The 25,219-nt window shown below is 61.8% G+C and carries 23 protein-coding genes; 11 read left to right on the forward strand and 12 right to left on the reverse strand.

Features of this window, described 5'->3' with window-relative positions; genetic code table 11:
• Positions 1-40 precede the first annotated feature (40 nt).
• Positions 41-1,045, reverse strand: coding sequence for an AraC family transcriptional regulator (locus KYT97_RS20090; protein ID WP_033235388.1), 1,005 nt, complete (start codon positions 1,043-1,045; stop codon positions 41-43).
• A 115-nt stretch (positions 1,046-1,160) separates the two neighbouring features.
• Here KYT97_RS20090 and KYT97_RS20095 point away from each other — a divergent pair, with 115 nt between their 5' ends.
• The 4 genes from KYT97_RS20095 to KYT97_RS20110 all read left to right on the forward strand — a co-directional run bounded on the left by KYT97_RS20095 (position 1,161) and on the right by KYT97_RS20110 (position 5,489).
• Positions 1,161-2,615: an aldehyde dehydrogenase gene (locus KYT97_RS20095; RefSeq protein WP_045066833.1), complete on the forward strand. Its 1,455-nt coding sequence runs from the start codon at positions 1,161-1,163 to the stop codon at positions 2,613-2,615.
• Positions 2,616-2,628: 13 nt separating this feature from the next.
• Positions 2,629-3,420 carry a maleylpyruvate isomerase N-terminal domain-containing protein gene (locus KYT97_RS20100; protein WP_033235390.1) on the forward strand — a complete coding sequence of 264 codons (792 nt, stop codon included), beginning with the start codon at positions 2,629-2,631 and terminating at the stop codon, positions 3,418-3,420.
• Between the two features lie 59 nt (positions 3,421-3,479).
• Positions 3,480-4,316 carry an SDR family oxidoreductase gene (locus KYT97_RS20105; RefSeq protein WP_033235391.1) on the forward strand — a complete coding sequence of 279 codons (837 nt, stop codon included), beginning with the start codon at positions 3,480-3,482 and terminating at the stop codon, positions 4,314-4,316.
• A gap of 75 nt (positions 4,317-4,391) precedes the next feature.
• Positions 4,392-5,489, forward strand: coding sequence for an NAD(P)-dependent alcohol dehydrogenase (locus tag KYT97_RS20110; RefSeq protein WP_033235392.1), 1,098 nt, complete (start codon positions 4,392-4,394; stop codon positions 5,487-5,489).
• A 74-nt stretch (positions 5,490-5,563) separates the two neighbouring features.
• Here KYT97_RS20110 and KYT97_RS20115 read toward each other — a convergent pair whose 3' ends face one another.
• Genes KYT97_RS20115 through KYT97_RS20125 form a run of 3 tightly spaced genes read right to left on the reverse strand, consistent with a single transcriptional unit; the run spans position 5,564 to position 7,579 of the window.
• Complete coding sequence (locus KYT97_RS20115; protein WP_033235393.1) at positions 5,564-5,848, reverse strand: SHOCT domain-containing protein; 285 nt, start codon at positions 5,846-5,848, stop codon at positions 5,564-5,566.
• Positions 5,845-6,336 carry a DUF6325 family protein gene (locus KYT97_RS20120; RefSeq protein ID WP_245005879.1) on the reverse strand — a complete coding sequence of 164 codons (492 nt, stop codon included), beginning with the start codon at positions 6,334-6,336 and terminating at the stop codon, positions 5,845-5,847. Before KYT97_RS20120 ends, KYT97_RS20115 begins: the two co-directional genes overlap by 4 nt.
• A gap of 28 nt (positions 6,337-6,364) precedes the next feature.
• Positions 6,365-7,579: an ABC transporter permease gene (locus KYT97_RS20125; RefSeq protein WP_033235394.1), complete on the reverse strand. Its 1,215-nt coding sequence runs from the start codon at positions 7,577-7,579 to the stop codon at positions 6,365-6,367.
• A 92-nt stretch (positions 7,580-7,671) separates the two neighbouring features.
• Between KYT97_RS20125 and KYT97_RS20130 the strand changes: the two genes are divergently transcribed.
• Complete coding sequence (locus KYT97_RS20130; protein ID WP_033235395.1) at positions 7,672-8,259, forward strand: DinB family protein; 588 nt, start codon at positions 7,672-7,674, stop codon at positions 8,257-8,259.
• Positions 8,260-8,266: 7 nt separating this feature from the next.
• Here KYT97_RS20130 and KYT97_RS20135 read toward each other — a convergent pair whose 3' ends face one another.
• Complete coding sequence (locus KYT97_RS20135) at positions 8,267-9,826, reverse strand: YfcC family protein (protein ID WP_095887602.1); 1,560 nt, start codon at positions 9,824-9,826, stop codon at positions 8,267-8,269.
• Positions 9,823-11,199 carry a M20/M25/M40 family metallo-hydrolase gene (locus tag KYT97_RS20140; protein ID WP_219110523.1) on the reverse strand — a complete coding sequence of 459 codons (1,377 nt, stop codon included), beginning with the start codon at positions 11,197-11,199 and terminating at the stop codon, positions 9,823-9,825. Before KYT97_RS20140 ends, KYT97_RS20135 begins: the two co-directional genes overlap by 4 nt.
• Positions 11,200-11,818: 619 nt before the next feature.
• Here KYT97_RS20140 and KYT97_RS20145 point away from each other — a divergent pair.
• Entirely contained in the window at positions 11,819-13,294 is a 1,476-nt protein-coding gene (locus KYT97_RS20145) for a hypothetical protein (protein ID WP_219110524.1), read from the forward strand.
• Positions 13,295-13,370: 76 nt separating this feature from the next.
• On the opposite strand, the gene KYT97_RS30985 is transcribed toward KYT97_RS20145, so the two are convergent.
• The gene (locus tag KYT97_RS30985) at positions 13,371-13,691 is read right to left on the reverse strand and encodes a hypothetical protein (protein WP_245005880.1); all 321 of its coding nucleotides are present in this window, start codon (positions 13,689-13,691) and stop codon (positions 13,371-13,373) included.
• A gap of 10 nt (positions 13,692-13,701) precedes the next feature.
• On the opposite strand from KYT97_RS30985, the gene KYT97_RS20150 reads away from it, so the two are divergent.
• Positions 13,702-14,073, forward strand: a complete 372-nt coding sequence (locus KYT97_RS20150) for a class F sortase (RefSeq protein ID WP_245005881.1) — start codon at positions 13,702-13,704, stop codon at positions 14,071-14,073.
• Positions 14,074-14,154: 81 nt separating this feature from the next.
• A complete protein-coding gene (locus KYT97_RS20155; protein WP_219110525.1) occupies positions 14,155-17,340 on the forward strand; it encodes an acetyl-CoA carboxylase family protein in 3,186 nt (1,061 codons plus the stop codon).
• Positions 17,341-17,389: 49 nt separating this feature from the next.
• Here KYT97_RS20155 and KYT97_RS20160 read toward each other — a convergent pair whose 3' ends face one another.
• Genes KYT97_RS20160 through KYT97_RS20180 form a run of 5 tightly spaced genes read right to left on the reverse strand, consistent with a single transcriptional unit; the run spans position 17,390 to position 20,763 of the window.
• Complete coding sequence (locus tag KYT97_RS20160) at positions 17,390-18,331, reverse strand: CopD family protein (RefSeq protein WP_045066226.1); 942 nt, start codon at positions 18,329-18,331, stop codon at positions 17,390-17,392.
• 3 nt (positions 18,332-18,334) lie between these two features.
• Complete coding sequence (locus tag KYT97_RS20165; protein WP_219110526.1) at positions 18,335-18,871, reverse strand: copper resistance CopC family protein; 537 nt, start codon at positions 18,869-18,871, stop codon at positions 18,335-18,337.
• On the reverse strand, positions 18,868-19,536 hold the full coding sequence (locus KYT97_RS20170) for a YcnI family copper-binding membrane protein (RefSeq protein WP_045066227.1): 669 nt from the start codon (positions 19,534-19,536) through the stop codon (positions 18,868-18,870). Before KYT97_RS20170 ends, KYT97_RS20165 begins: the two co-directional genes overlap by 4 nt.
• 47 nt (positions 19,537-19,583) lie before the next feature.
• Positions 19,584-20,099, reverse strand: a complete 516-nt coding sequence (locus tag KYT97_RS20175) for a hypothetical protein (RefSeq protein WP_219110527.1) — start codon at positions 20,097-20,099, stop codon at positions 19,584-19,586.
• 10 nt (positions 20,100-20,109) lie between these two features.
• Complete coding sequence (locus KYT97_RS20180) at positions 20,110-20,763, reverse strand: DUF6474 family protein (protein WP_045066229.1); 654 nt, start codon at positions 20,761-20,763, stop codon at positions 20,110-20,112.
• A gap of 124 nt (positions 20,764-20,887) precedes the next feature.
• Between KYT97_RS20180 and KYT97_RS20185 the strand changes: the two genes are divergently transcribed.
• The 3 genes from KYT97_RS20185 to KYT97_RS20195 all read left to right on the forward strand — a co-directional run bounded on the left by KYT97_RS20185 (position 20,888) and on the right by KYT97_RS20195 (position 25,206).
• Positions 20,888-22,444 (forward strand): TM0106 family RecB-like putative nuclease, encoded by a 1,557-nt coding sequence (locus KYT97_RS20185; protein WP_219113039.1) that lies wholly within the window; start codon positions 20,888-20,890, stop codon positions 22,442-22,444.
• A gap of 75 nt (positions 22,445-22,519) precedes the next feature.
• Positions 22,520-22,924: a hypothetical protein gene (locus tag KYT97_RS20190; protein ID WP_245005882.1), complete on the forward strand. Its 405-nt coding sequence runs from the start codon at positions 22,520-22,522 to the stop codon at positions 22,922-22,924.
• Between the two features lie 71 nt (positions 22,925-22,995).
• Positions 22,996-25,206 (forward strand): TPR repeat domain-containing protein, encoded by a 2,211-nt coding sequence (locus KYT97_RS20195; protein ID WP_245005883.1) that lies wholly within the window; start codon positions 22,996-22,998, stop codon positions 25,204-25,206.
• The last annotated feature ends 13 nt before the right edge of the window (positions 25,207-25,219 follow it).

A 25,219-nucleotide genomic window follows, 5' to 3' on the forward strand; every position in this document is an offset into this window, starting at 1 on the left:
AAATGATTTCCATTACTATGTCGCTGTGCAAACTACGCAATCAACTGCTGCGCCCGGTCAATTCCCTCCGCTTCGCGAGTGGCGTTGTGGAGAACCACCGCTTACAGCTCCGGGTCAGGGTGCTCGGTTCGGAATAGCCAAGTTGCCGTGACACTGCGGAGACCGGGACGTTCGGGTTGGCGAGAAGGCTGAGAGCGAGTTCGCGCCGCGAATCATCGACGAGTGATTCGAAAGTTCTGCCTTCAGAGGCCAGCCGTCTCTGCAGTGTTCGCGGGTGCAGCATCATCAATGTCGCGACTTGCTTCAGTGTGGCCACGCCTGCGGGCAGGGACCGCACGATCAACGCGGACACCGCGTCGTAAAACGCCACATTCGGATCTCGACCCGCCATGAAACGCACAGCAACGCCGTACGCCAACGGATCCACCCGGGGCAGCTGACGATGCATGACTCCGCGCGGAAAGGTCAACAGATTCCGGTCTGAGCCGAACTCGACCGAGCACCCGAAATATTCGATGTACCTGTGTAGTTCGGAGATGCGCGGATGCTGGAATGAGATGTGCGTCGGATGAAAATCCGGGCCCGCCATCATCCTGAACGTCTGGAGCGTCACTCCCATCGCCAGTTCCACGACGTGCGAACGGTACGGCAGTCGATGCAGCACGGTGTCGAGTCCATAGGACACGTCGGTGTCGCCGATCGTCAGATCGACGGCCAACGCCGGGCTGTACACGTGGGCATAACGGGCCACGTCGTGCAACGCGTCGCCGATCGTCTCGGCACTGCGGGCCGCGATGGCGACCGGACCGAGGATGTCCGGGTCTTGTCTGCTTGCAAGCCTGAGGGCGAAATCCGGAACCCCAAGCTCCTGTGCGCATTGTCCGAGCAAGGTGGACAACGCACTGAACGGAACGAAGCTGTCGTAGGTGCCGATCATGGCCGGATCGATGCCCACACGGTCACAGAACTCGTGGGGATCACCCCCGAGTTCGGAGATCAACTCGGGCAATCGTGTCAACGACGAAGCACTGATGAGATCCGCCATGTGTCGAAATGTAAATAAATTGGCGCGTGAAGTCAATTTAATCCTCGCGTGGGCAGTGATGATCGACACAGATGAGTTGTTCAACGTCGAACGCCATCCTCGGAGGAGCCAGAAAATGACATCGCGCACCGACCACACCGCTCTGTTCATCGACGGAGCGTGGAGGACACCGGACAGTTCGGAAACCATCCCGGTTGTCTCACCTCTCACCGAGCAGGAGATAGGTTCGTTCCCCGCATCCACGACGACGGACGTCGACGCGGCAGTGACATCGGCTCGAAACGCGTTGCGGCGGAGCGACTGGGCGGAACTTTCCCCCACCGAACGTGCAGACGCCATTCGCAGATTCGCCGACGAACTCGAGAAACGAGCCGAGGACCGCGCGACGACGGTCACTCACCAGAACGGCATGCCCATCGAACTCGCCCGATTCGCCGAGGGCGCCGCACCCGTCCAACTCTTGCGCTATTACGCAAACCTCGCCGAGTCGACGCCCCCCGAGGAACGACGCGTCAGCCAACCGATGCCGGGCACGACGATCGTGCGACGCGAGCCCATCGGCGTCGTCGCTGCCATCGCGCCCTGGAACTTCCCTGCGGTGCTGTCGATGTTCAAGATCGCTCCGGCTCTAGCGGCGGGTTGCACCGTCGTATTGAAGCCGTCGCCCGAAACTACTTTGGACTCTTACGTATTGGCTGAAGCTGCCATTGCGGCCGACCTTCCTGCGGGCGTCATCAACGTCGTGACGGGTGGACCGGAGATCGGCCGGTATCTCGTGGCGCATCCTGGGATCGACAAGGTCGCGTTCACCGGATCCACCGCAGCCGGTCGACACATCGGCGAGGTGTGTGGCGGAATGCTTCGCCCCGTCACCCTGGAGTTGGGCGGTAAGTCGGCAGCCCTGGTTCTGGACGACGCGGATGTCGAGCAGACGGTAACCGGTCTCGCGACGGCATCTTTGCTCAACAGCGGGCAGACCTGCTACATGTCGACTCGAATCTTGGTCCCGCGCAGCCACAGTCGGACCTACATCGATGCCATCACTGCCATGGCGGCGGGCCTGCAGGTCGGCGATCCGATGGACCCGTCGACGTTCGTCGGCCCCATGGTGAGCGCAAGGCAACGCGATCGCGTGCTGTCCTTGATCGAGCAGGGTCGTTCCGAGGGCGGAACCATCACAACCGGTGGTGGACGTCCTACCGACCTCGACACGGGATTCTTTGTGGAGCCCACCGTGTTCGCCGACGTGAACAACGCCAGCACAATCGCACGGCAGGAGGTATTCGGGCCGGTGCTGTCCGTCATTTCCTATGACGACGTCGATGATGCGCTCGCACTTGCCAACGATTCCGAGTACGGCCTCGGTGGGACGGTGTGGACCTCCGACGAGGAACGCGGAATCGAAATTGCCCGACGCGTCGAGACAGGCTCGTTCGGCGTCAACACCTTCAACCTCGACTGGGGTTCACCGTTCGGTGGAGTCAAAGCCAGCGGTGTGGGCCGCGAACTCGGTCCAGAAGGACTCGCGTCGTACCAGCAGCTCAAATCCATCTTCCTCGCATCCTCTTGAGAATCGAGTCACCATGTCCGACGCAGGACTCGCCGGCGCCCGCGCGCTGGCAGAAAACACAGTCAAAATCGCCGAGCAGTTCGGGACCGCCGAATGGGAAGCCGACAGTGCGTGCCACGGCTGGCGCGTTCACGACCTCGTTGGCCACATGGCGTTCTTCTTCAACTTCATCGCCGATCCGGACCTCGTGTTCCCGCCGAACCCCAGTGGAATGTCCGAGCGGCTCAACGACGCTGCTGTTCGCGAGCGCGCAGATCTACCGCACGAGCAGATTCTGGACTACTACCGGGAACAGTCCGCAGCAGGTCTCGCGACGCTAGCCGCGCTGCAGGGCGAAGAGCTTCGCAACAACACACTCGAGATGCTCGACCTCGGGACCTATCGTCTGCATCAGCTCAGCGATGCGGTGTCGTTCGACCATCTCGTTCATCTGACGTCGGATCTTCTGGCACCGTTCGGACCGATCTCTCGCGGGGATGTCGACGTGGCGGCTGCTATCGACCCGGCGATCGACTGGATGGTCTCAGGACTCCCACAGATGTGCGGCGAAGCCGTCGCCGCCGCATTGACATCGCCTGTGGCACTTCGACTTACTGGTGCCACCGAGCGCACTTTCGTCCTGGCTCGTGGCGGCGAAGGAGTCACCGTCACCGAAACCGGTGACGTGCCCGAGAACATCGCGACGACCCAGGCCACCGATTTCCTGCGATGGGGGACCACCCGATCTGCATGGCGGTCCGCGGTCGATGTTTCCGGCGATCGGAGGACCGTCGCGGCGGTCCTCGATGCCATCAACATTGTGTGATCCACACAGAACTTTCGGTGTGATCCACAGAGAACTCAATTTCGAAGAACAGGAAAATTATGTCTCAATACTTGCAGGACAAGGTCATTCTCATCACCGGCGCGGGCGGGGGGTTCGGTCAGCTCATCGCCGAGAAGGTGGCAGCGCAGGGTGCCAAGGTCGTCGGCGTCGACATCAACGAAGCCGGCTTGAAGGCTGTGTTCGACGGTATCGCGGCAGCGGGGTTCACTGGCACCTACAAGGTTGCCGACGTCACCGATATGGACCAGGTCGTTGCTGCAGCACAGCACGGAATTGCGGAATTCGGAGCGCTCGACGTACTTGTCAACAACGCCGGGGTTATGCCTCTCGCCTACTTTGCCGACCACGAGCGTGCATGGCAGAAGTGGCACAAGGCAATTGACATCAACATCAAGGGCGTCGTCAACGGAATCTCCGCCGTCTACGACCAGATGATCGAACAGGGTCGTGGCCAGGTCGTCAACATCTCGTCGATCTTCGGCAACGCGGGCATCGACGGATCCGGCGTCTACAGTGCGACAAAGGCTGCAGTCACCACGATCTCGGATTCGCTGCGAATCGAGGCCAAGGGCAAGATCAAGGTCACCACGGTCAAGCCAACTGGCGTGACAGGCACCAACTTGGCGAGCTGGATCGTCAACGAGAAAGCGATCCTCGGGCTCACCGGTCAGCGCGCCGGCATCTACATGGAGAACGTCGGTCACCTGACCGAGGGCACCATGCGTCCCGAGCAGAAGGACGTCGACTCGATCGAATACTGGCTCATCAAGCCCGACGATCTAGCCGATGCTGTTGTTCACGTCATCGATCAACCGTGGGGCATCAGCATCAGTGACATTACCGTCCGCGCCAGCGGCGAGGACTACTTGTACTGACGGGCGCTCACAACGCCGACAGACCAAATCGATCTGTCTCACCACTGTCACTGACTCGAAAGACGCAGGAAAGCAATGAAAATCGAAGCAGCCGTCCTCCGTGGCGAAGAAGCCCCCTTCAGTATCGAGGACCTCGAGTTGGCCGACCCGACCCCGCATGAGGTCCTTGTCCGGATCGTCGGTGCCGGCCACTGCCACACCGATGTATTACCCAGGGCCGCAGCAGGGTTCGGAACCCCACCGATTGTTCTCGGACACGAAGGCGCCGGAATCGTGGAAGCCGTCGGATCCGCGGTGCAGACCGTCGCAGTCGGTGACCACGTTGTCCTGAGCTTCGACTCCTGCGGCACCTGCGCCAACTGTCTTGACGCTCACCCGGCGTACTGCGACACCTTCCTGGCCCGCAATCTCGTCGGCAACGCCCTCGACGGCTCCACCCCGCTGACCGACACCGCCGGAAAACCCGTCGCCGGAAGATGGTTCGGTCAGTCGTCCTTCGCCACCCACGCGGTCGTCGACGCACGTAACGCCGTGGTCGTCGACAAAGAACTGCCGCTGGAATTGCTCGGCCCCCTCGGATGCGGAATTCAAACCGGCGCCGGTGCAGTCCTCGAAGTGCTCCAGGTGCGTCCCGGTGAAGGCATCGTCATCGTCGGCGCGGGTGCAGTCGGCCTGTCCGCGGTCATGGCCGCCAAGGTCGCCGGCGCCGGACCGATCATCGCTGTCGACTTGAACAGCGACAGGCTCGAACTGGCCCGCGAACTCGGTGCCACGGACACGATCGTTCCCGGAGTGGGTGATCTGACAGAACAGATCCGCGCGATTGCTCCGGCCGGAGTCCGATACGGCCTCGACACCACCGGGCTACCCACCGTCATCGCGGCTACCCTTGATGCCCTTGCTCTGCGCGGCACTCTGGGACTGGTCGGCGTGCAACAGGGCGATTTGATGATCGCACCACTTGCTCTGACTGCCGGTCGCACCATCACCGGCATCCTCGAAGGTGACGCCAACCCGCACACCTTCATCCCCACCCTGATCGCACTGTGGCGGGCCGGACAATTCCCCTTCGACCGCCTCGTCACTACTTTCCCTCTCTCCGAGATCAATGCCGCCGAAAAGCGCGCTCTCGCGGGGGAAATCGTCAAACCGATACTTCTCCCGGGCATCTAGTTCGCTCGCGCATAAGGTCTCGAAGTAAGGGCTGTGCTCATCCCCGCAATCGGCGGGGATGAGCACGATGACGCTCAGTTCCCGAGAACCCGGGCCTTCTGGGTGTCGAACTCGGCGTCGGTGAGGATGCCGGCGGCTTTGAGCTCGCCGAGCTTGGTGAGTTGTTCGATCTTCGCGTCCATCGATGCTGCCGGCGCAACCTGAGGCGGCAGCGGCGGCAGATCCGGGATCGGTGGAACAGCCTGTGCTGCTGCCTTGGCCTGATCTTCTGCTGCCCAGCGAGTTCGCTGGCGGCGCTGAACATTTCCGTGGATGGAGCTCGCGACAGCTACTCGGCTGGCCCGCCTGAGGAAGCTCATTCGTTGTTCTCCGTTTCATTCAAGGCATCGGCCAGTTCGTCGACTGAAATGTGACCTTCGGTGATCACTCGGGCACCGCTGCGAACCCACGCATCCAGAACGGGGAGCACAGTCAACTCCTCGTAGACGAGAACCGCTGCAACACTTCCGGCGGCGATGTCCTCGCCCACGGCGGCGATGTCGCCGGCGTCGAGCAATCCGGACGCGGCACCGTCGAACTGGGACAGATCAAAGTCTGCGAGGTCGAACGTGGATGCCGGAACCACGCGCAGCGAGTTGTCCGCAGCTTTGACAACAAACTCGAGATCGAGAATGCGGATGGTTCCGTTGTCGACGATCTCGAGCAACTGCTCGAAACCGTCGGCAGTTACTGCGCCATCGGGAAACTCGACGGCAACATATTCGATAGGACCGAACTGGTCTTGACTGGCCATCAGTTCTCTTGTTCCTTCTTCGAGGTCGGTGTTCCGGCCTGGTGAAATGATCATCTGCAACTTTAGTCCGACTGTCTGGTTTCTACGCTTTCACGGTTTCGGCAGCGTCGCGATAGACGATCATCTCGCGCTGCAACGCACGACGGAACCGCGGCTGCTCGGCCAGCAGCACTGCCAGCACCGTCAGGAGTAACCACGTCGCGGCGGCGCTCGCAACCAGCATGAGCACCGGAATCCACGGCCCACCCATCTGCTCGAGCAGCGTCGTCTTGGCCCAAACACGCCAGTACAGCATGAGATTGACGACCAACCCGACACCGTACGAGATGGCGAAGGAGAGCATGAAGGGTTTCCACGTGCCGTCGTAGCGACGTTCGAGAATCGGTTCGGCGCGCAACGGCAAGCTCACCGACATGACGTTGGCGACTCCGAGCCACAGCAGGATCATGGTCAGGACCTGCCCGCAGGCTTTCAACAATTCGGTGCTGTTTCCGGCGCGCCATGACAGAACGACGCTGAGAACAAAGCCGGCGGCGCCGACGAGGATCAGCATCACGATGTTCTTGGCGACCAGCACATGCCACAGGCGGGTACCACCGGAGAGCGCGGCGCGCACCCGACCGGCGTCGAAGCTCAGTGCATTGGTGCAGACCACACTGCCGATGACCCCTGACAATGCGTACAGAGCCAGATAGGGCAGTCGGTCTTCCTTGCTGTCCCACTGGAAAAGTCGGATGAACGCCAGATACGCGAACCCTAGCCCGAGGCTCAGGCCCAGACGGAACGCAATGGATCGAGGTTTCCCGTTGAATACGTGTCGGAATTCCTCGCGAATACGGCTGCCGAGGTCCTGCATGTGCCGAACCGCGGGGTTACCGGCCGCGAGCGGGACATAGCCGCGGATCGCAGCGGCAACGTCGTCACTGTCGCCGGCATCGAGGGCGGCGACACGAGCTTCGAGAACTGCGAGATGTGCTGCTTCGAGCGCAATCCGGGCGGTGGTGACCGCTGCTACCGCGTCAGCTTCTGCTTGAGCTGCAGCGCCGATGCTGGCGTCGGCCGGCAGGGGTGGCTGAAGGCGGGTGATCAGTTCGAGTTGGCGGGCCATGTGCGGTGACGGCGAGAGGCCGCTGTACGTCGGTTGGTTCAGTGCCGCTCGATCCTTGTCCAACACATCCCGGGCACCGATCGCAGCCTTTTCCACTGCAGTTCGGCTCTGCCATCGGACCGAACGTACTTCGGCTTCGGCCGCGAGGGCCCGCGACGCCACTTCGGCCAGATCTTCGACCGCGGTCAACTGCTCACTCCACTCGGTAGTTGTTATGGGGAAATCAGCTCTCCTGCGCACTATCTCACGCAAGGGCAGGCATCGGTGCAACACTGACAGGCATGACAAGCGCGCAAGACAAGGACGATCTGCAGCGATACCTTCAGTCGGCACGGGACGCCTTGCTCTGGAAGCTCGAAGGGTTGTCGGAGTACGAGATCCGGCGACCGATGACGCATACAGGCACCAACCTGCTGGGGTTGGTCAAGCACATGATCGGCGTGGAACTCGGGTACTTCGGCCCGGTGTTCGGACGCCGGGTGCCGGACCTGCCGCAGTGGTTGCGCTCGGACGAGCCCAATGTCGATATGTGGGCCCGCGCAGACGAATCCAGGGATTTCATACTCGACACGTACCGTCGCACCTGGGTCTTTTCGGATGCCACGATCAATGATCTGGATCTGGATGCAGCGGGGGAGGTGAAGACGTGGCCGCTGAAACTCCGTGACGTCACCCTGCACCAGGTACTCGTGCACGTCGTCACGGAAATTCATCGTCATGTCGGCCACGCCGACATCGTGCGCGAAATGATCGACGGCGCTGCAGGTCTGCGATCCGACAACGCCAACGTGGCGCCGGGTGATCAGGCGTGGTGGGCCGAATATCGAGACCGCCTCGAACAGGCAGCGCGCAGCGCCGACCACGCCTGACCCATTTCTACTCGAGAACCGCGGCGGCGCCGATCACGACGACCACGATCACGAAGTTGATCAACAGTAGCGGCCAGACGAAGCGCAGGAACTTGTCGTAACCGACCTTGGCCATTGCGAGTCCACCGACAACGACGACGTTGGTGGGTGCAACCATCAGCATCAGGCCGTGGCCCATCTGGAAGGCCGTGATCACCAAAGACCTACTGACACCGGCAAAATCACCCAGCGGTGCGAGCAGTGGCATTGCGAGGGTGGCGTGTCCGGAGCTGGACGGAATCAGGAAGGCCAGTGGAATGTTCACGAGCATCACGAGGATCGCGAACACACCCGCGGACGCGCCGGACACCAACTGTTCCATCGCATTGAGGATGGTGTCGAGTGTTTCGGTGTTGGTCATGATCACGGAGACGCCGCGCGCGAGCAGGATGACGATGGCAGGCCCCACCATGTCGCCGGCGCCACGGGTGATCAGTGAGACGGTCTTCTTCTCGCCCATCTTGGCGACGATGCCGACGAGGACGGCTGCGAGGATGAACAGCATCGCCAGTTGCGGGAACCACCAGTTCAATTCGAACCAGTATGGCTCGGTGGCGGTGACGTGGTACGCGTCGTACTCGGCCGGCCCGGTTGTACCGCCGAAGATGCTCGACCACGGGATGACGGAGAAGATCATCAAACCGAAGGTGAGTCCGGTGATGACGAGGACCAGTTTCTGAATTCCGGTCAGCTTGCTGTCGATGTCGACAGGTGGTGCTGCCTCTTCTTCCTCGTCGTCGATGTCGAATCCGACGAGCGAGGTGGCCGGATCCTTCTTCACCTTGGCGGCGTAGCGAAGTACGAATACCACTGCCACTGCGGTCAATACGATCCACAGGATGACGCGCAGGACGATACCGTCGCCGATGGAGACGCCGGCTTCACCGGACGCGACGCCGATCGAGAACGGGTTGACGGTCGACGCCATATTGCCGACGAGTGCGCCGAGGATGATCATCGTCGCCGCGACCATGCGGTCGTAGCCGAGAGCCGTCATCAGGGGGATGAGGAGCGCGTAGAAGCCGAACGTCTCGACGGAGAACCCCATGGTCGATCCGAGCAGCGAGAACAGCACCATGATGACGGTGATGAGCAGCCAACCCTTGTCGCTGAGCTTGGTAGCTAGTTGCGAGACAGCGGTTTCGAGGCTGCGAGTGGCGAAACTGACGGAGATGAATGCACCGAGGGCCATGATGAACAGAACGACACCGACAGATCCGAAAAGCCGACCGATGTTATCGGTGTCGACAAATCCCGTGAGTGGATCCTGAACACCGTAGAGGCCGTTGACGGGGGAGAGAATCAGCTGCTGGATGCGTTCGAAGAAAGTCAGCGGGGACGTGACGGTTTCGAAGCTACCGGGGACGGGTGATCCGTCGACGTCGACACCGAAGCGTCCGGCCGGAATGAACAGCGCGGCAATCCATACCAGTACCGTGACGATGGCCAGCATCGTGACGGCGCCGGGAAACTCGAACTTCTTCTTCGCCGGGGTGTGCGCGGCGCCTTCTTCGGTCTTGGTGCTCATTTCTTTCCTTCGAATGTGCGGGCGTACTCCTGGAAGAACAGAGCTTTCGCGACAACGGCCTTTTCGAATTCGTCGAGAAGCACACGCTCGTTGGGGCCGTGAATGTTTGCGTACCCGTCGGTTGCGCCGAAGAGCAGTTTCTCGGCGGTGGGCACGGCAGTGTCGAGAGCCATCACGATCGGGATGGAACCGCCGCCGGCCATCTGTCCGGCTTCGCCGTCCCAGGATTCCGAGAGCGCGAACATGGCCGCGTCGAATGCGGGGCCGCCCTGTTCTGCAGCAAAGCCGTCCCCGGTTTCTCCGGCTTTGACGTCGAGTTCGAGGCCGAACGGGCGTAGTGCCTGTAAGTGCCGGACCAGTGCTGCCTGCGCTTCGGATGCAGGCTGACGCGGATGCACGCGCAGGTTGATCACTGCGCGTGCGGTGCTCGCGACGGCGTTGACTGCGCCGTCGACGGGCGGTGCGTCGATTCCGGTGACGGTGATCGCCGGACCGGACCAGATCCGTTCACCGATTCCGCCGGTGCCGAGGAGGGGGAGTCCGTCACGTACTTCGGCGAGGGTGCGGAATTCTTCGTCGGTGTAGCTGCTTCCTGTCCATTCCTCGCGCAGCAGACCGTCGACGGCGACATCACCGTTGTCGTCATGCAGCGATGCGAGTGCGCGGATGAGCGCGAGGCGCGCGTCGGGAGCGGCACCGCCGTAGAGGCCGTTGTGTTTGTCGGCTCCGAGAGTGGTCAGTTCCACGATCACCTGGGCGGATCCGCGCAATGCGACGGTCAGGGTGGGTGATCCGGGGCGAACACTTCCCACATCGGCGATCACCATGGCGTCGGACTGGAAGAGTTCCGGTGCTTCGGGCGGATAATTGTCGAAGGGGCTGCCGAATTCTTCCTGGCCTTCGATGACGAGTTTGACTGTCACAGGCGGTTTTCCGTCGAAGACGCGAAGCGCCCCGATCATGCCGATCACGTTTGCCTTGGAATCCGCCGTCCCGCGGCCGTAGAGCGCGCCTTCGCGTTCGGTGGGCTCGAAGGGCGGTGTGTCCCACAGCTCGAGGTCTTCGGCGGGAACGACGTCGTAATGCGAGTACATGAGAACCGCGGGCGCCCCGACCGGTCCTGGGATGGTCGCAATGATGACGGGTGCCGTCTTGCCTGGAATCTCGAGACGGTCGATCTGGGTGACCCCGGATTTCTCCAAGAGCGACACGATGAAATCGTGGGCCTCGAAGAGTGGTGCTGCGGGATAGCCATCGGTCGCGATCGACGGTATCCGTACCAGTTCGATCAATTCCGATCGAAGCGCAGGCATCAAATCTGCCGCAGCGTTCTTGATCTGAAGAGGCGTCATCGGCCCAGCGTTTTCGGGCATCGCTTGATCTCCTTCTGGAGCAAAGTGGACAGTGGGTACCTAGCTCTGCGACAAGTCGAGCCGAGCACCCTTCAGACCGGTCAGTCCTTAGTCGGAAAGATTACGGTTGTCTGGTTGATTTCGTGCGGTCGGTGTAGACATTGCGCCCGTTCGTGCCGGGCGGCAGCACGCGAATGGTGCGGGTCGAATTGCGTGATTCCATTCATTCTCGGGCCGCGCGCGCTATGGGATCGCGACGCGCCGTGAGTCGATCAACAGATAGTCGTTTGGTCGATTTGTCACCATTCAGCTATCGGGAAGCACAGCTATCGTCTTGTAACTGTGTCGATTGTTGAATTTGTGACGATTTTCTTCCGGGTTGGGAAATCGTTTCGGGAACTGTTCGCCCTTGTGGATAAATACGCAGGTTATCGCCGGTTTCTCCGTGTATCTGTGACAAAGTGTCACATAACAAACCTTTTGGCTGTTTTGCGACGCTATGGGCGCTTTCCTCCGAATAGTGACGTTTGACAGCAAGCGCACAGCAAGTTTCAATCGTCGAACTGTGTTGGCAATCACATGGCTAATGCCATGTTGGCCTGCTGGGTGCCCCAACTGTTACTTCGCGAGGAGATCGTCCATGAACACATCGTCATCGTCATCAGCCGTGGTACGGCGGAAAAAGGTCGGGCTGGCATCCGTGTCCGCTGTGTCGACGCTTGCACTGGTCGGTGGAATTGTCGCCGGTTTGGCAGGGCCGGCAACAGCGGCGCCGGCGTCGGCGGCGGCCGCCTTCACTGCGCCGATGTGCGAAGGCACGCAGACGTCCGCTGACTATCCCTACGCGGACGACATGGTTATCGATGGTGTGCGCCTGGATTACTACAACGCCGGAAATGTGGTGCCGCTGTACTACAACAACGACCAGCGGTCACCTGCGCCTATCTGTGGTGTGCGCGACGTCCCCGAGGCCAGTGGTCCACAGTCGGAGTGGATGTACTGCACCGACATGAAGGAAGAGACGTGCGATGAGATCTCGCCTGATGGCGAGCCTGGCTACAGCGATGGCGGGCAGTTCAACGTAGTAGGACCGACGCTTCCGGTCGGCGGCAACGATCGTCTGACTCAGGAACAGGAACTGCTCATCAGCTACCTGATTCAGAATCCCCACCCGTTCACGCCGGGTGGCGTCGCTGATGATTCGACGGCTGCGAACAGGGTAAATCGCCAGCTTCTTATCTGGTGTGTATCGGACAAGGAGTACCTCGAAGGAACCGACGCTGTAGTCGATTGCGACGCGGATCTCGGTCCGGCTGAGCAGGCTCGGATTCTCGGGGTCATGAATGTGACACCCGCCCTGAGTATTTCCCTCACGGACCCGGCAAGCGGCACTCTTGCCAGTGGCGGCAAGGCAACATTCACGGTGTCCACCAACATGTACGGCAAGCCACTCACCGTGAGCGCTCCCGCAGGCGCAACTCTGGAACTGTGTGAGCCGAACGCAAATGTGAAGCTGACCGGAAACACCCTGGTTGTCACCGGTGAGGGCAATGATCCGACTGATGTGGCGCTGTGCGTCACGTCCCCGGGTGCAGGCGCGGTCAAGGTATCCGTCTCCGGCGCACCCAGCTCGTTCGAGAGCATCCACTGGAACAACGCCGGCGCCGAGTGCCAGGTTTTTGCAACGTTCAACACCGTCACCCCGGCCAAGCTCCAGGGTGATGCGACGGTGACCTTCGATGCGGCTCCGACCACAACGCCGTCCACGACTGTTCCGACCACGACGCCAGGAGCTCCGACCACGACGCCGTCGACGACTGTTCCGACGACAACCACCAAGCCCAACGTGATCGTTCCGATCATTCCGATTATCCCGATCATTCCGGTGATCCCCGGAGTGCCGGTTGCTCCCGCTCCGACCACGGTTGCGGTACCCACCCCGCGTGTGGTCACGCAAACGACCCCGAAGGCTCCGACGGGTGAGCGTCCGACCTCTATCGACGGTGGCGCAGCTGACGAGACTGCAGGTCCGCACGTCGGAATTGCGATTGCGGGACTCGGCCTGATCGGGCTGGCTGCCTGCGGAGCAATCGCCGTCCGCCGCCGCCGCTCGTAGCAGCGGAAATCTGAACCAGTTTCGATCGAGCAGCGTCCGGTGCCGACTCTCCCCGTCAGCACCGGACGATGCTCGTTCACGACAAAGGAACATCTCTGATGACGTCGATGAATCCGAATCCCGTACCGGATGAGCCAGGCACCAGTTCCGCGGAACCTGTGCGCAGGCGCAAGTCTCGCGTATTTGCTACTGCGGCAATAATTATCTCGGTAACTGTGGGCTTACTCATGACATACCTCGGCTCTCGGTCGGGTGAGAGTACGGCGATACCGCCGGCGCCGACGGCCGGCCAATCGGCGCCGGCGGTACTCGCTCCTGCTGATGCGCAGATGTCGCCTGCCACTTTGTCCCTCGATCCGCTCGGGGTGCAGGCACCGATCGTCGACGCGAGTGTCATCGATGGCGCCTTGACCCCTCCCGACGACGTCAGTGAGGTCGGGATCTGGTTGGACGGTGCGCCATTGGATTCGCAGACGGGCACAACACTGATCGCCGGGCATGTGAATCTTGCCGGTCAGGGTAACGGTGCGTTGTTCGATCTCGGGACAGTCGAGCCTGGGCAGGAGATCCGTACGTCGGATGCCGCTGGGAACAGCACACGGTGGCGGGTGACGGCGGTGGTGTCGCGAGCCAAGGCGGACGGAATCGAGGAGAGTGTTCTGGCCGGGCCGGACGGTCCGCGCAAGCTTGCCGTGGTGACGTGTGGTGGGGAGCTGGAGTTCTCGGACGGGGTCGGCAACTACCAGGACAACGTGTATCTCTACGCCGACGTGATCTAGTGGTGCGGGCGATCCCCCATGCTTGACATTGACGTCAACGTCAAAACACACTGTGGCGGTGACTGACTGCGAAACCTCGGAATGAGACTGCTGATCGCCAATCGAGGCGAGATTGCTCTGCGCATCATTCGAACAGCCCGCGAACTCGGGATCGAGACCGTGTCGGTCTACGCCGAAGATGACGCAACAAGCCCACACGTCGAAGCTGCGACAGAGTCGTTTCCACTGCCAGGCAGCGGCGCGTCTGCGTATCTGGATCAAGACTCGCTGTTGTCGATCGCCCTCGATTCATCGGTCACGCATATCCATCCCGGATACGGATTCCTCAGTGAGAATCCGGATTTCGCACGGGCGTGTGCCAGTGCGGGCCTTGTATTCGTGGGTCCGAGCGCTGAGGTGCTCCGTATCTTCGGGGACAAGTCACGCGCGCGTGGCGCTGCTGTGGAATCCGGCGTTCCGGTGTTGCCGGCCACGGCGGGCGATGCAAGCCTCGACGAGGTGCGGGAGTTCTTTGCGCGGCATTCGCGGGGAATCATGATCAAGGCACTTGCGGGTGGCGGCGGTCGGGGCATGCGTGTCGTGCGCGATCTGCCCTCGCTCGACGATGCTTACCGCGTGTGTGCTGCGGAGGCTCGGGCCGGCTTCGGCAGTGCCGAACTGTTTGCCGAGGTGCTCAGTGAACGTGCTCGCCATATCGAGGTCCAGGTTGTGTCGGCGCCCGGCGCGGCGGGTATCTGTGCGACGGCACTGGGAGATCGCGATTGCAGCGTTCAGCGCAGGCATCAAAAACTTGTCGAAATTGCTCCCGCGCAAGGTCTTTCCGAACCACTGCGCGAGCGTTTGCATGCCGCCGCGGCGAGGTTGTGTGCGGAGGTCGGTTACCGTGGGATCGCAACAGTGGAGTTTCTCGTGGAGGAGCGAGGATTCGTTTTCCTCGAGGTCAATCCGCGTATCCAAGTGGAACACACCGTCACGGAAGAGGTGAGCGGTGTCGACCTGGTTGCCGTGCAGTTGATGATCGCCGACGGCGTGAGTTTCGAATCATTGGATCTTCCTGAGGGGATTACCTGTGCAGCAGGAGTTCCTGGGCATCAGGGAACCGTTGCGGCGGCGTCGGGTATCGCAATCCAGATGCGGGTCAACATGGAAACCATGACGCGCGACGGCGGTGCGCGCGCGGAAACCGGAACGCTTGACGTGTTTGCGCCGCCGAGCGGACCGGGAGTTCGAGTCGACACCTTCGGTGCGGCGGGTTTGTCGCCGAGTGCCCGCTACGACTCCTTGCTGGCGAAGGTGATCACACACACCCGTCGGGCAGATTTTGCTGCGGCGGTGCGCAAGTCGATTGCCGCACTCGACGAGTTTGCGATCGAAGGGGTTGCGACCAACCTTCTTTTCCTGCGGGCGATCCTGTCGGAGAAGGATTTCCGTGACGGCGTCGTCGATATCGACTGGCTCGAGGGACGTATTGCCGATCTCGTCCCGGAAGCCAAGGTTTCGGAGCCTCCCGTTGCAGTGCTGGGTGAGACCGTCCTGCGCGCGCAGATGGCCGGAATTGTCGTCGAGATTGCCGCTGCCGGCGATGCCGTTCACCAGGGCAGTCAGGCCGCTGTGCTCGAAGCGATGAAAATGCAGCATGTCCTGGCTGCCGAGTCCGATGTCGAGGTGATTCGCGTACTCGGCAGGGTCGGCAAGGCAGTGGTTGCGGGTGAGCCACTCATGGTGGTGCGCGATGCCACAGCGGCCGAGCGAGTGGAGCGTTCCGAGGACCTCGACCTGGATCTGGTGCGTCCTGACCTCGCGGAAATCCTTGCTCGACATGAGGTGACCTTGGATGCGGCGAGGCCCGAAGCGGTAGCCAAACGGCACAAGCTGGGTCGTCGGACGGCACGCGAAAATGTCGAGGACCTGATCGACGACGGCAGCTTTGTCGAATACGGCGCCTTGACTTTGGCGGCTCAGCGTAGCCGTCGCAGTGAAGAAGACCTGATCGCAAATACTCCCGCCGACGGATTGATCGGTGGCGTGGCAGCAATCAACGGCGGTGAGAGCGTCGTCATTTCGTACGATTACTCAGTTCTTGCCGGCACTCAGGGCATGCGCAATCATGCCAAGACGGACCGACTGCTCGAGCTCGCCGCCCGTAAACGTGTTCCCGTGGTGCTGTTCGCGGAGGGCGGTGGTGGTCGCCCCGGTGATACGGATGCCGGAGCAGGGTCGGGGCTTGAACTGGGTACCTTCCGGGCGATGGCGGCATTGCGCGGCCGAGTGCCGTTGGTGGCCGTCGTATCGGGGCGCTGCTTTGCCGGCAATGCCGCGTTGGCGGGTGCGTGCGATGTTCTGATCGCCACGCCGGACGCCAATATCGGAATGGGTGGACCGGCGATGGTCGAGGGCGGTGGACTGGGTACCTACCGCCCGGAGGACATCGGGCCGATCGACATTCAACGGCGAAACGGCGTTGTGCACGTGGTTGCCGAGAATGACGCTGAGGCAGTCGAATTGGCAAAGAAGTATCTCGGCTTCTTCCAGGGTGCGGCGCAGCAGTGGACCGCGCCTGATCCTCGGCTGGCTCGGCATGTAGTGCCGGAAAACAGGCTGCGTTCGTACGATGTGCGACGCGCCGTCGAGGCGATTGCCGACGTCGATTCGGTGCTGGAGTTGCGGCGCGATTACGGTCGCGGCGTCGTGACGGCGTTGATCCGGGTGGAAGGCGTACCGGTTGCCGTGCTCGCGAACAGTAGTGAGCATCTGGGCGGGGCAATCGATGCGGAAGCAGCGGACAAGGCGTCGGACTTCCTGGAACTGTGCGAGGCACATCGGATTCCGCTGGTTACGCTCTGCGACACTCCGGGATTCATGGTGGGGCCGGATTCCGAGGAACAAGCGACGGTACGGCGATTCGGTCGCTTTTTCGTGGCCGGTGCGAGGCTCACGGTGCCTTTCGGGACGGTGATCCTGCGTAAGGGTTACGGTCTCGGTGCCATGGCGATGGCCGGCGGGTCATTCCACGCGCCCGAGTTCACGGTGGCCTGGCCGACCGGCGAGATCGGGCCGATGGGTCTTGAAGGCGCTGTCCGACTGGGCTTCCGGAAGGAACTCGAATCAGTCGAAGATCCGGCTGCGCGGGAAACCCTGTTCGGTCAGTTCGTGGAATTGGCCTACGCGCAAGGCAAGGCGCTGATGGCGGCAACAACATTCGAGTTGGACGACGTCATCGATCCGGCGGATACGAGGAAGTGGATCAGGCAGCTTCGCTGCCCGTGAGCCTTTTTGGTAGTGGGCGCTACCAAAAAGGCGCACGGGGCCGAAGGCCCTAAGCGGTAGTGGCAAGGGCCGCTGCGAGCCCGAAAGCAACTGCCATGAGCACAACTTCGCCGATTGCGCGGCGAAGCGATCCGTCGGCGCTCATGCGGTGGGCGGCACTCGCGACGACCCACGTACGACGCCACCACCATCCCAACCCGAGGAGCAGGGCAACGGCAACGAGCTTGGCGAGGACGACGCGGCCGTAGGCAGTGTCGACAAACGCGGTCACAGATCCGAGTCGTACGGCTGCGTTGACAACTCCCGTGATGACCAGCGCAAGAACGCATCGCCACGCGAGAGCAGAGTATTTGGGCAGCCAGAGTGCCCAGGCGCCGCGAGCGGGCATGGCGAGCGCGAGTGCGGCGAGGACGCCGAACCATAAGCCGGCAGCGAGTACGTGGATGGCGTCGAGGATGGATCCGAAGCTCTGCTGCGCCATGTGACCGGTGATGGGTCGGGTGGCGAGAGCGAGTGCGGTGACAACCAATGCCGGTGCGACGGGCGCTGTTTCAGGGTTCTTGAATCCGTAGACGCCGTAGCAGACGACGGCAAAAGCGCACACGATGATGGCTGCTCCGACCCGGCCGACATTGACTTCGCCGACAAAAGTTGCGAAGTGGCCGACGGTCAACGCGGTGATCGGCTGTCCGTCGGCGGCAGCGGCACTCAGTGCGAGCAAGGCGATTTCGGCAACCAGCCACACGGCGGCGATGGCAGTGAGTTGTGTCCACATCGCGCTGTTGGGTGAAGCCGGCCGACGCTCGCCCCGGCCCATCCAGGCGAGTGTGGCGATTCCCAGTGTCACGGAACCACATCCGATGGCGAGGACGCGTACCGTGCTGGACGCTTCAGGGCCGGCGGGACTCGCCAATCCCCACGCGATCAGCACTCCCAGCAGTGCTGTGGGTACGGCAAACAGCAACCACCACCTGTTTGCCGTACCGCTCACGGATCAGCTCGACTTCGGCTTGCGGAGCACGAAGAACAGTGCGCCGCCGAAGACGACAACACCGGCGAGGATGAATCCCCACACCGGGATGCTGCTCGACGACGACTCGGACGACGAACTGTCACCAGCCGACGCGGCCGGGGTGACCGGGGTGCCGGGACCGGCCTCGGTGAGTGTGAAGTTCAACGTTCCCTGAACCGGGTGGCCGTCGGCGGACGTGACGCGATACGCGATCGTGTACACACCGGCGGGTCCCAGATCTCCCAGGTCCACACTCACAGTTGCCCCCTCGACTGAGGGCTCGCCTTTGGACCATTGATCGCGGCTGTCGCCGGGGCCCGTGACGGTCAACGCCGCGAACTGGGCTTGCAGTGCTTCGTTGAAAGTGACGGAAACGTTGTCCGGAGGAATCTGGATGGACGCGCCGTTCTCGGGGTTCGACCCGACCACCGCGGAGTGCGCGCTGGCTGTGCTCACCCCGAGCATGGACGCGAGCATGGCAAGTAGGCCGATAGTGACGACCTTCAGTCGTGTGCTCATGAACGCTTGCTCCTCACAAGTGCACCCAGGCCCAGTGCAGCGCCGAGCGCGCCGAGAACCAGTCCGGCTCCTCCGAGCCAGCGGGCGGTGTTGTCGTTCGATGATTCTGTCGCAGTTGTCTCGTTCGTGGCGTGAGTATCGGCGCTGCTTCCGTGCGCGTCGCCCGTCGAAGCTGCCAAGGTCAAGGACGGCGCCGGCTTGTCGGGCTCACTGCCGTCGGCGAGGGCGGCCTGATCCCAGTTGACGACGTTGCCGTCGCTGTACGTCTGCACCGCATTGAACGAGACCTCGTCCTGCGTGGGTAGCGGGCCGGCGGAGAGAACGAACTGTTGGAACTGGCCGGGGCCGACGCCGACACCGGGATCTGCCGTCCAGGTGACGGACTTGGCGACCAACGACGTCGGGTCCTTCTCGACGACGGCAGTCCAACCTGGCATCGGTTCGGTGCGCGCGGACTTGAGGTCGGGCAGTGCCACCGTCACCTTGGTGGTGGACGCGGTGTCGGATTCAGTGGGTACGCGGAAGGTCAAAACGCTGTACCCGCCCTGGGTCGCTCCCGGAGCTACGACGCTGACGTGCGCCGACGCGATTCCGCCGGCGAGCAGGATTGCCCCGCCGGTTGCTGCTGCCGTGATGAGCGCACGCGAAATCAGGGTGTTCTTCATGTGGAATGTGTCCTCTTGGTCTGGTGAAGGGTTTCAGTGCGAGTTCTTCAGACCAGAGCGGGAGGTCCGCGCGGGGAAATGCCGGCGCGAAGGAGTGCGCCATTGGGGCCGAGGTGGTGCGTCGTCGGGAATCGACGGATCAGCGCTGCGACAAGCGTCGCCGGCGCGGACAGCACAACCTGCACGACGCGGGTGACGACTCCGAACAGTCGCTCGGCAGCCAACACGAGGGTCGCGCAGACGAGCACGGCGACTATGTGTGCTCCGAGCATCGCCAGCCCCGGAGAAGGGGAATGAGAATGCACGGAGAGTGTCATGGTGGTGTGCGCTGCCAGTTGGCCGGCGCCGAGAGCCGCAATGAGCGGTAGCGGTCCGCGGGTCGGAACGGGAAGCGTTCCGGTGATCGCGCCCACGGCCGAACACACGGCTATCAGCAGGGTCAGCGCCGACGCCGGCGGTACATCGCCGCCGGCCAGGCCGTGCGCTGCGATGGCAAGAGCGGTCGACACAGCCCCGACAGCACTACCCCGAAGGAGTGCTGTCGTGGGCGCGTCGGTGGACACTCGAGCAGGTCTAGCGGACGCCGAGGCGTGCGAGCAGATCAGCCTCTACGCCGTCGAGTTCGGAGGAAATAGCGTGGTGAGCGGCCTTGCGGCGAGCCTGCGGCATCTGCTCGGCCGCCCGCACCGCGGTGCTCAGGTCGCTCAGACGCTCACGGATGGCTGCGGCAAAACGCTGCGTCTCGGCGTCGTTCGGCTTGTGGCTGAGGATTTCGGTGACCGAGCTTTCCGCTCCCGCAATGCGGGCGCTCAGCTTGGCTCCGTGGCCGGTGTAGTCGCCCAGTTGGTCGACGGCGATGCCCATCTTCTGAGCGCGCGCGGTATCCAACTGACCACGAACCGCGGTTGCCGCTCGATAGATGATCGGCAGCAGAACCGGAGCCAGTAGCCGAGCGACACCCAGGTACTTGCGCACCTTGGCAACGGTCAGGCCCTGATTCACAGCGGCCTTTTCTTGGGCCTTCAGCGTGGCGATCTGCGCCTTTTCGATCTTGTGCGTCGACTCGATCTCAGCCTTTTCCAGCTTCTTGATCGACTTGGTCTCAACCTTGTCGCGCTTGCGTTGGCTCTTGGCGTTGAGTTTCGCCTCGACCTCGGCCTTGTGCTTGAGAGCCTTCGCCTCCGCCTTGCGGGTGGCACGAGACTTTCGCTTCTTGAACAACCCCATCGAAAAGGACCCCGTTTCCAGGTGTTTGTGCGCTGCCAGGTACCTGCGCTTCGGCTTCAGCCTAGGGGAGCACATAATCTTCGTCATCGTGTGTTCCGATAAAAGCCCCGCGCCCTCGCTCCCTCTGATCGATTCAGGGGCGCTCACGCGTTGCCGTCATCGGGTGCGCCTCGACGCATTGTTTCCGGGCAAGTGGGCGTCGGAGCCTCTCGATACGGGCATCAAACAGCGTCAGGAATCGGCAACGGCCAAGCGTGCGGAGATCGCGGAGCTGGTGATCGGCGCCGCTCCGGATCGTTGGGTGCGGATCAACGCCGATCAGTCGACGGCGGCGCAAGCTCGCGACACCCTGGCCGCATGTGAAGCCGGCGCCGACCGCATCTGGGGCGCCGTGTTGCCCGTCGAACGCGACACCGGCCGCAAAGGTCGATGCGAAATGCTGATCCGCGATACCGACGGCGGCGGCTATATCCCGGTGATCGTCGTCAACCACAAGGTCACCGACCCGGGGCAGGGCGCGATTACATCTGGACTGTTCGAGTGGGAGCCTGCAGTCGATCCGAAGCGCAAGGTACGAGGCCAGGTTCGCGACCAGATGCGCGTCGCGCAGGTCTACCGGATGCTCGAGCGCCGGGGACTGGCGAGTCCGTCGTTGCAGGCGGGTGCGATCGGTTACAACGGCGACTGCATCCTCGTTCACGACCTGAGTGCGATTCTCGAGGACTACGACGAGCGCTACGACGACAGGATTGCCGTGGCGCGCGGCGAGGTGCTGACGTCTCCCTCTCAGGTCAGCGAGTGCAAATCGTGCCCGTGGTGGACGGAGTGCAAGGAAGAGTTGGTCCGCAACCGTGATGTGAGTCTGGTTGCGGTCGGCTCCCGGGCCGAGCTTCTGCGTGACGCCGGATGCAACACCATCGATCAGCTCGCGGCCTGGGAGGGCGAGCCGCTCGAGGATTGGCCACACGGAAACTTCGACGACGCCGTCGTTATCGCGAAGGCGTGGCTGGCGGGCGCTCCGTTGGTACGACGGTTCGACAAGATCTCGGTGACGCGCGCCGATATCGAGATCGATGTCGACATGGAGAGTTACCAGGAGCACGGTGCCTATTTGTGGGGAACTTTGCTCAATGTCGGTGGCTTCTCGATGTATCGGGGATTTGCGACGTGGGATCCGTTGCCGACACGGGACGAGGCGCGATCGTTTGCGGAGTTCTGGGGTTGGCTGATGGCAGAGCGTGCGGGCGCAGCGGTGTCCGGTAAAACCTTTGCCGCCTACTGCTATTCACGTTCGGCGGAGGACAAATGGCTTCTGGATTCTGCGCGTCGATTTGCCGGTGAACCGGGCATTCCGACCAAGGAAGAGATCCGGGAGTTTATCGACAGTCCGCAGTGGGTTGACATCTACCAAGCCGTCAGCGATCAGTTCATCTGCCCGGATGGCAAGGGGCTCAAAAAGATTGCGCCCGTTGCCGGATTCCATTGGCGCGACGCCGAAGCCGGTGGTGAAGCGTCGATGGCGTGGTACCGCGAGGCGGTCGGCTACGACGGTGAGCCGGACGAGACGCAACGGACGCGGATCCTGCAGTACAACGAGGATGATGTCATCGCCACCAAGGTCTTACGTGAGTGGATGACGGACCGCGCGGAGAAGGAAATTCCCCTCGCCTCGGACCTGTAATCCGGCTTACTCGACGTATACTTGGCCCGCGTTGCATGAGTCGGGGGGTCTGACTCGTACGTCCGAGGGGGGATCGTGGGTACGTTTGCGGCCGATATTGCTGAATTGAAAAGCTTGGGCGGGGTGCTACACGGGCTCGCGGATGAAGCTGGTCGGCTGAGCGTGGGACCGTCGGCCGGTGCTCCTCCCGCCACTGGTGGCACGTTTGTCCCCATGGCGCCTGGGCCCTTGCTCGGGAATCTCCCTTTTGCGCCTGCGAATACGGTGCTGACCTCTTTTCTCGAAGCATCAGCGATCTCGCACGAGCTTGTCGAGGGTGTGCTGGTTCCCTCATTGCAGGAACGGTTGGGCGAGACCGGCGACATCATGATCAACGTCGCCGAAAAGTTCCGCAGTTGCGACGAGCAGTCTGCGGCCGAACTTGCCACCGCGTACACCGACGCCACAGGCGCCTGGGTCGCCCAGGAACCCACCGCATGACCCCGACGCGTGCACAGATCGAATCGTGGGATCCAGCGTCGCTCACTGCCGTTGCCGACGCGTGGATTACCTTGGGCAGCAAGGCGGAAGATCTGTTTTCCCGGTACCTCAGCAGTGTTACCACCGTCCACGGTGCTTACTGGGAAGGAAAGACCGCGGAAGCGGCTCAGGACAGGGCCGCCGCAGACAGGAAGACTGCCGGCGAGGTTGTCGATGCTCTCGAAGCTCTGGCAAAAACCGCACAGCAAGGCTTTCACGAGATCGACGCTCCCTTGCAGCGGGCCCGAATGGCTGTTCTTGCAGCAGAAGCGGATAGATTTGTGGTCTCGGACGCGCTTCTTCTCACCGACACCGCGGCCGAACCGGACACAGCCCGTGTTGCCCTGATGGTCGAACGGCAACGTGAACTGACCGACGCCGCAAATGCCACCGAGAATGCGGACAACACTGTGCGAAGCTCCCTGGCAGGCGCTCGTGACGGGCTACGTGTGACATTTGTATCCGCAGCTACCTCGGGTGGGGATCAGGGTAAGAGTGATTCTGACGCTCTAGCCACACATCCGGCGTCGATGACGCCGGAACAATTGCAGCGGATCACGGAAACCGGCCACCTGACACCGGAACAGGTCACGGCGTTGGAGCGTGGTGAAACTGCGATAATCCCGGCGTCGCAGATGGAATACCTCAATCAGCTGGGAAGATCACTGGATGGGAAATCGCCCCAGGAGATCGAAGACCTGCTCTCGAAGTTGCCGCCCGATGCGCAGGCTGCGGTCGCAAACTCGCTGCAGATACTGTCCAACGAGAACGTCAGCGCGACGGTCGAGGGTGATCCGGACGTTCCGACCAAGGGCGGTCTGAACCTTCTACCCGACATGATGCGAGAGTCTCTGACTCGGGATGACTTGGTGGTAAACAGCTTTGAAGTAGCTGGCGGATCCGGCCTTCCCAGCATCGCACTCAACGGGGTTGCCGACAATCAGGCGATCGCCGACATCGTTTCGATGGGCGACGATCAGTACAAGAGCGGAAGCACCCTGGACAGTGCGCTTCTCGACGTGGGGCAGAAATACCTGGATGCGCAGGTCGCTCATGAACAGAACCCGGAACACAAGTTCGAGTACTTCATGGTCGATGGGCGTGGTACCCAGGACATGGCTGTCACCGAGCAGATCTTCGCCGCTGTGGGACATGACAAAATTGCCGTCGATGCCGTTGTCAACAATCCAGAGATCGGCAGCGACTTCGTGAAGGATGTGCTGTCCCACAACTGGACTGACGACGGTAAAGCCGCGTCGACGCTCTTCGACTTCCCGGATGGTGATGCCACTGTGGAGAATCCGAATGATCCCACCGATGTGGCCACGGCAACTCGTACCGGCAGCATCATGTCAGCTGTTGGGGAAGCGGTTAGTACTGACGACGCGTGGAAGTTGCTGTCCAATATCCCTGAAGCCGACGGCCAGTCGACTGGCCAGCTCAATCCCGATCTGTTGCAGACAGTTTCGAATAGTATGAGTCCCTACGTTTCTGATCTGGCTGGTGAAGATCCTGAGAATCATCCAGGTTTCAGCATCGGAGGGTGGACTGATCCCGACGGGTTTCGTCACTACACTGGCTCGGCAAACGTGTTCGCTCTGATGAATACCGACGAAACGGCTGGCACGAACTTTACCCGAGCGGCATACCAGGAGATGCTCGCGAGGCAGGGTGCATATGCGCTGAACCCTATGGGGGAAAGTGCAGCCAACAATTTGGATACTGCGGGAAGGCTGGCGGGGCTGACAGACTACGGATTGATGCGTGGCACTCAGGATGGTTACGACGACAAGGCGGCGCAGGCAGCCGAAATATATGCACGCAAGAACAATGCATATGGCGCCTTGATGAGTCTCGGAACCTTGGGAATCGGAAACCTCCCTGGCGGGGATTACATCAACGCCATGATCGGTGCCGGGGGTGATCCGTTGAAGGAGTCGGTAATCGGTGCCCAGCCTTCAGGGCCTGAAACCGCTAAACTCGCAGGTTTCGATTCAGCTAGACAGGCTTACAATATTCTGAATGCGGCACCGGAATTACCACCTGAATTCAAGGAAGTTTACCGGTGGGCATTCGATGATGGAGAATTGAGATCTTGGGATCAAATTAAGGAGGCGACCAACGAAAAACCTTATAGGCTGGGTGATATTGACACAATGTTTTCGACGTTTGGTTCCTCAACTGATTTCCATGCGACGCGGATGCTGGAAAAATATAATGCGGTGGCGTGGAATGCTCCCTAACAGAGCACTTTCG

The organism is Rhodococcus globerulus, assembly GCF_019334125.1.
GTDB lineage: Bacteria > Actinomycetota > Actinomycetes > Mycobacteriales > Mycobacteriaceae > Rhodococcus_F > Rhodococcus_F globerula.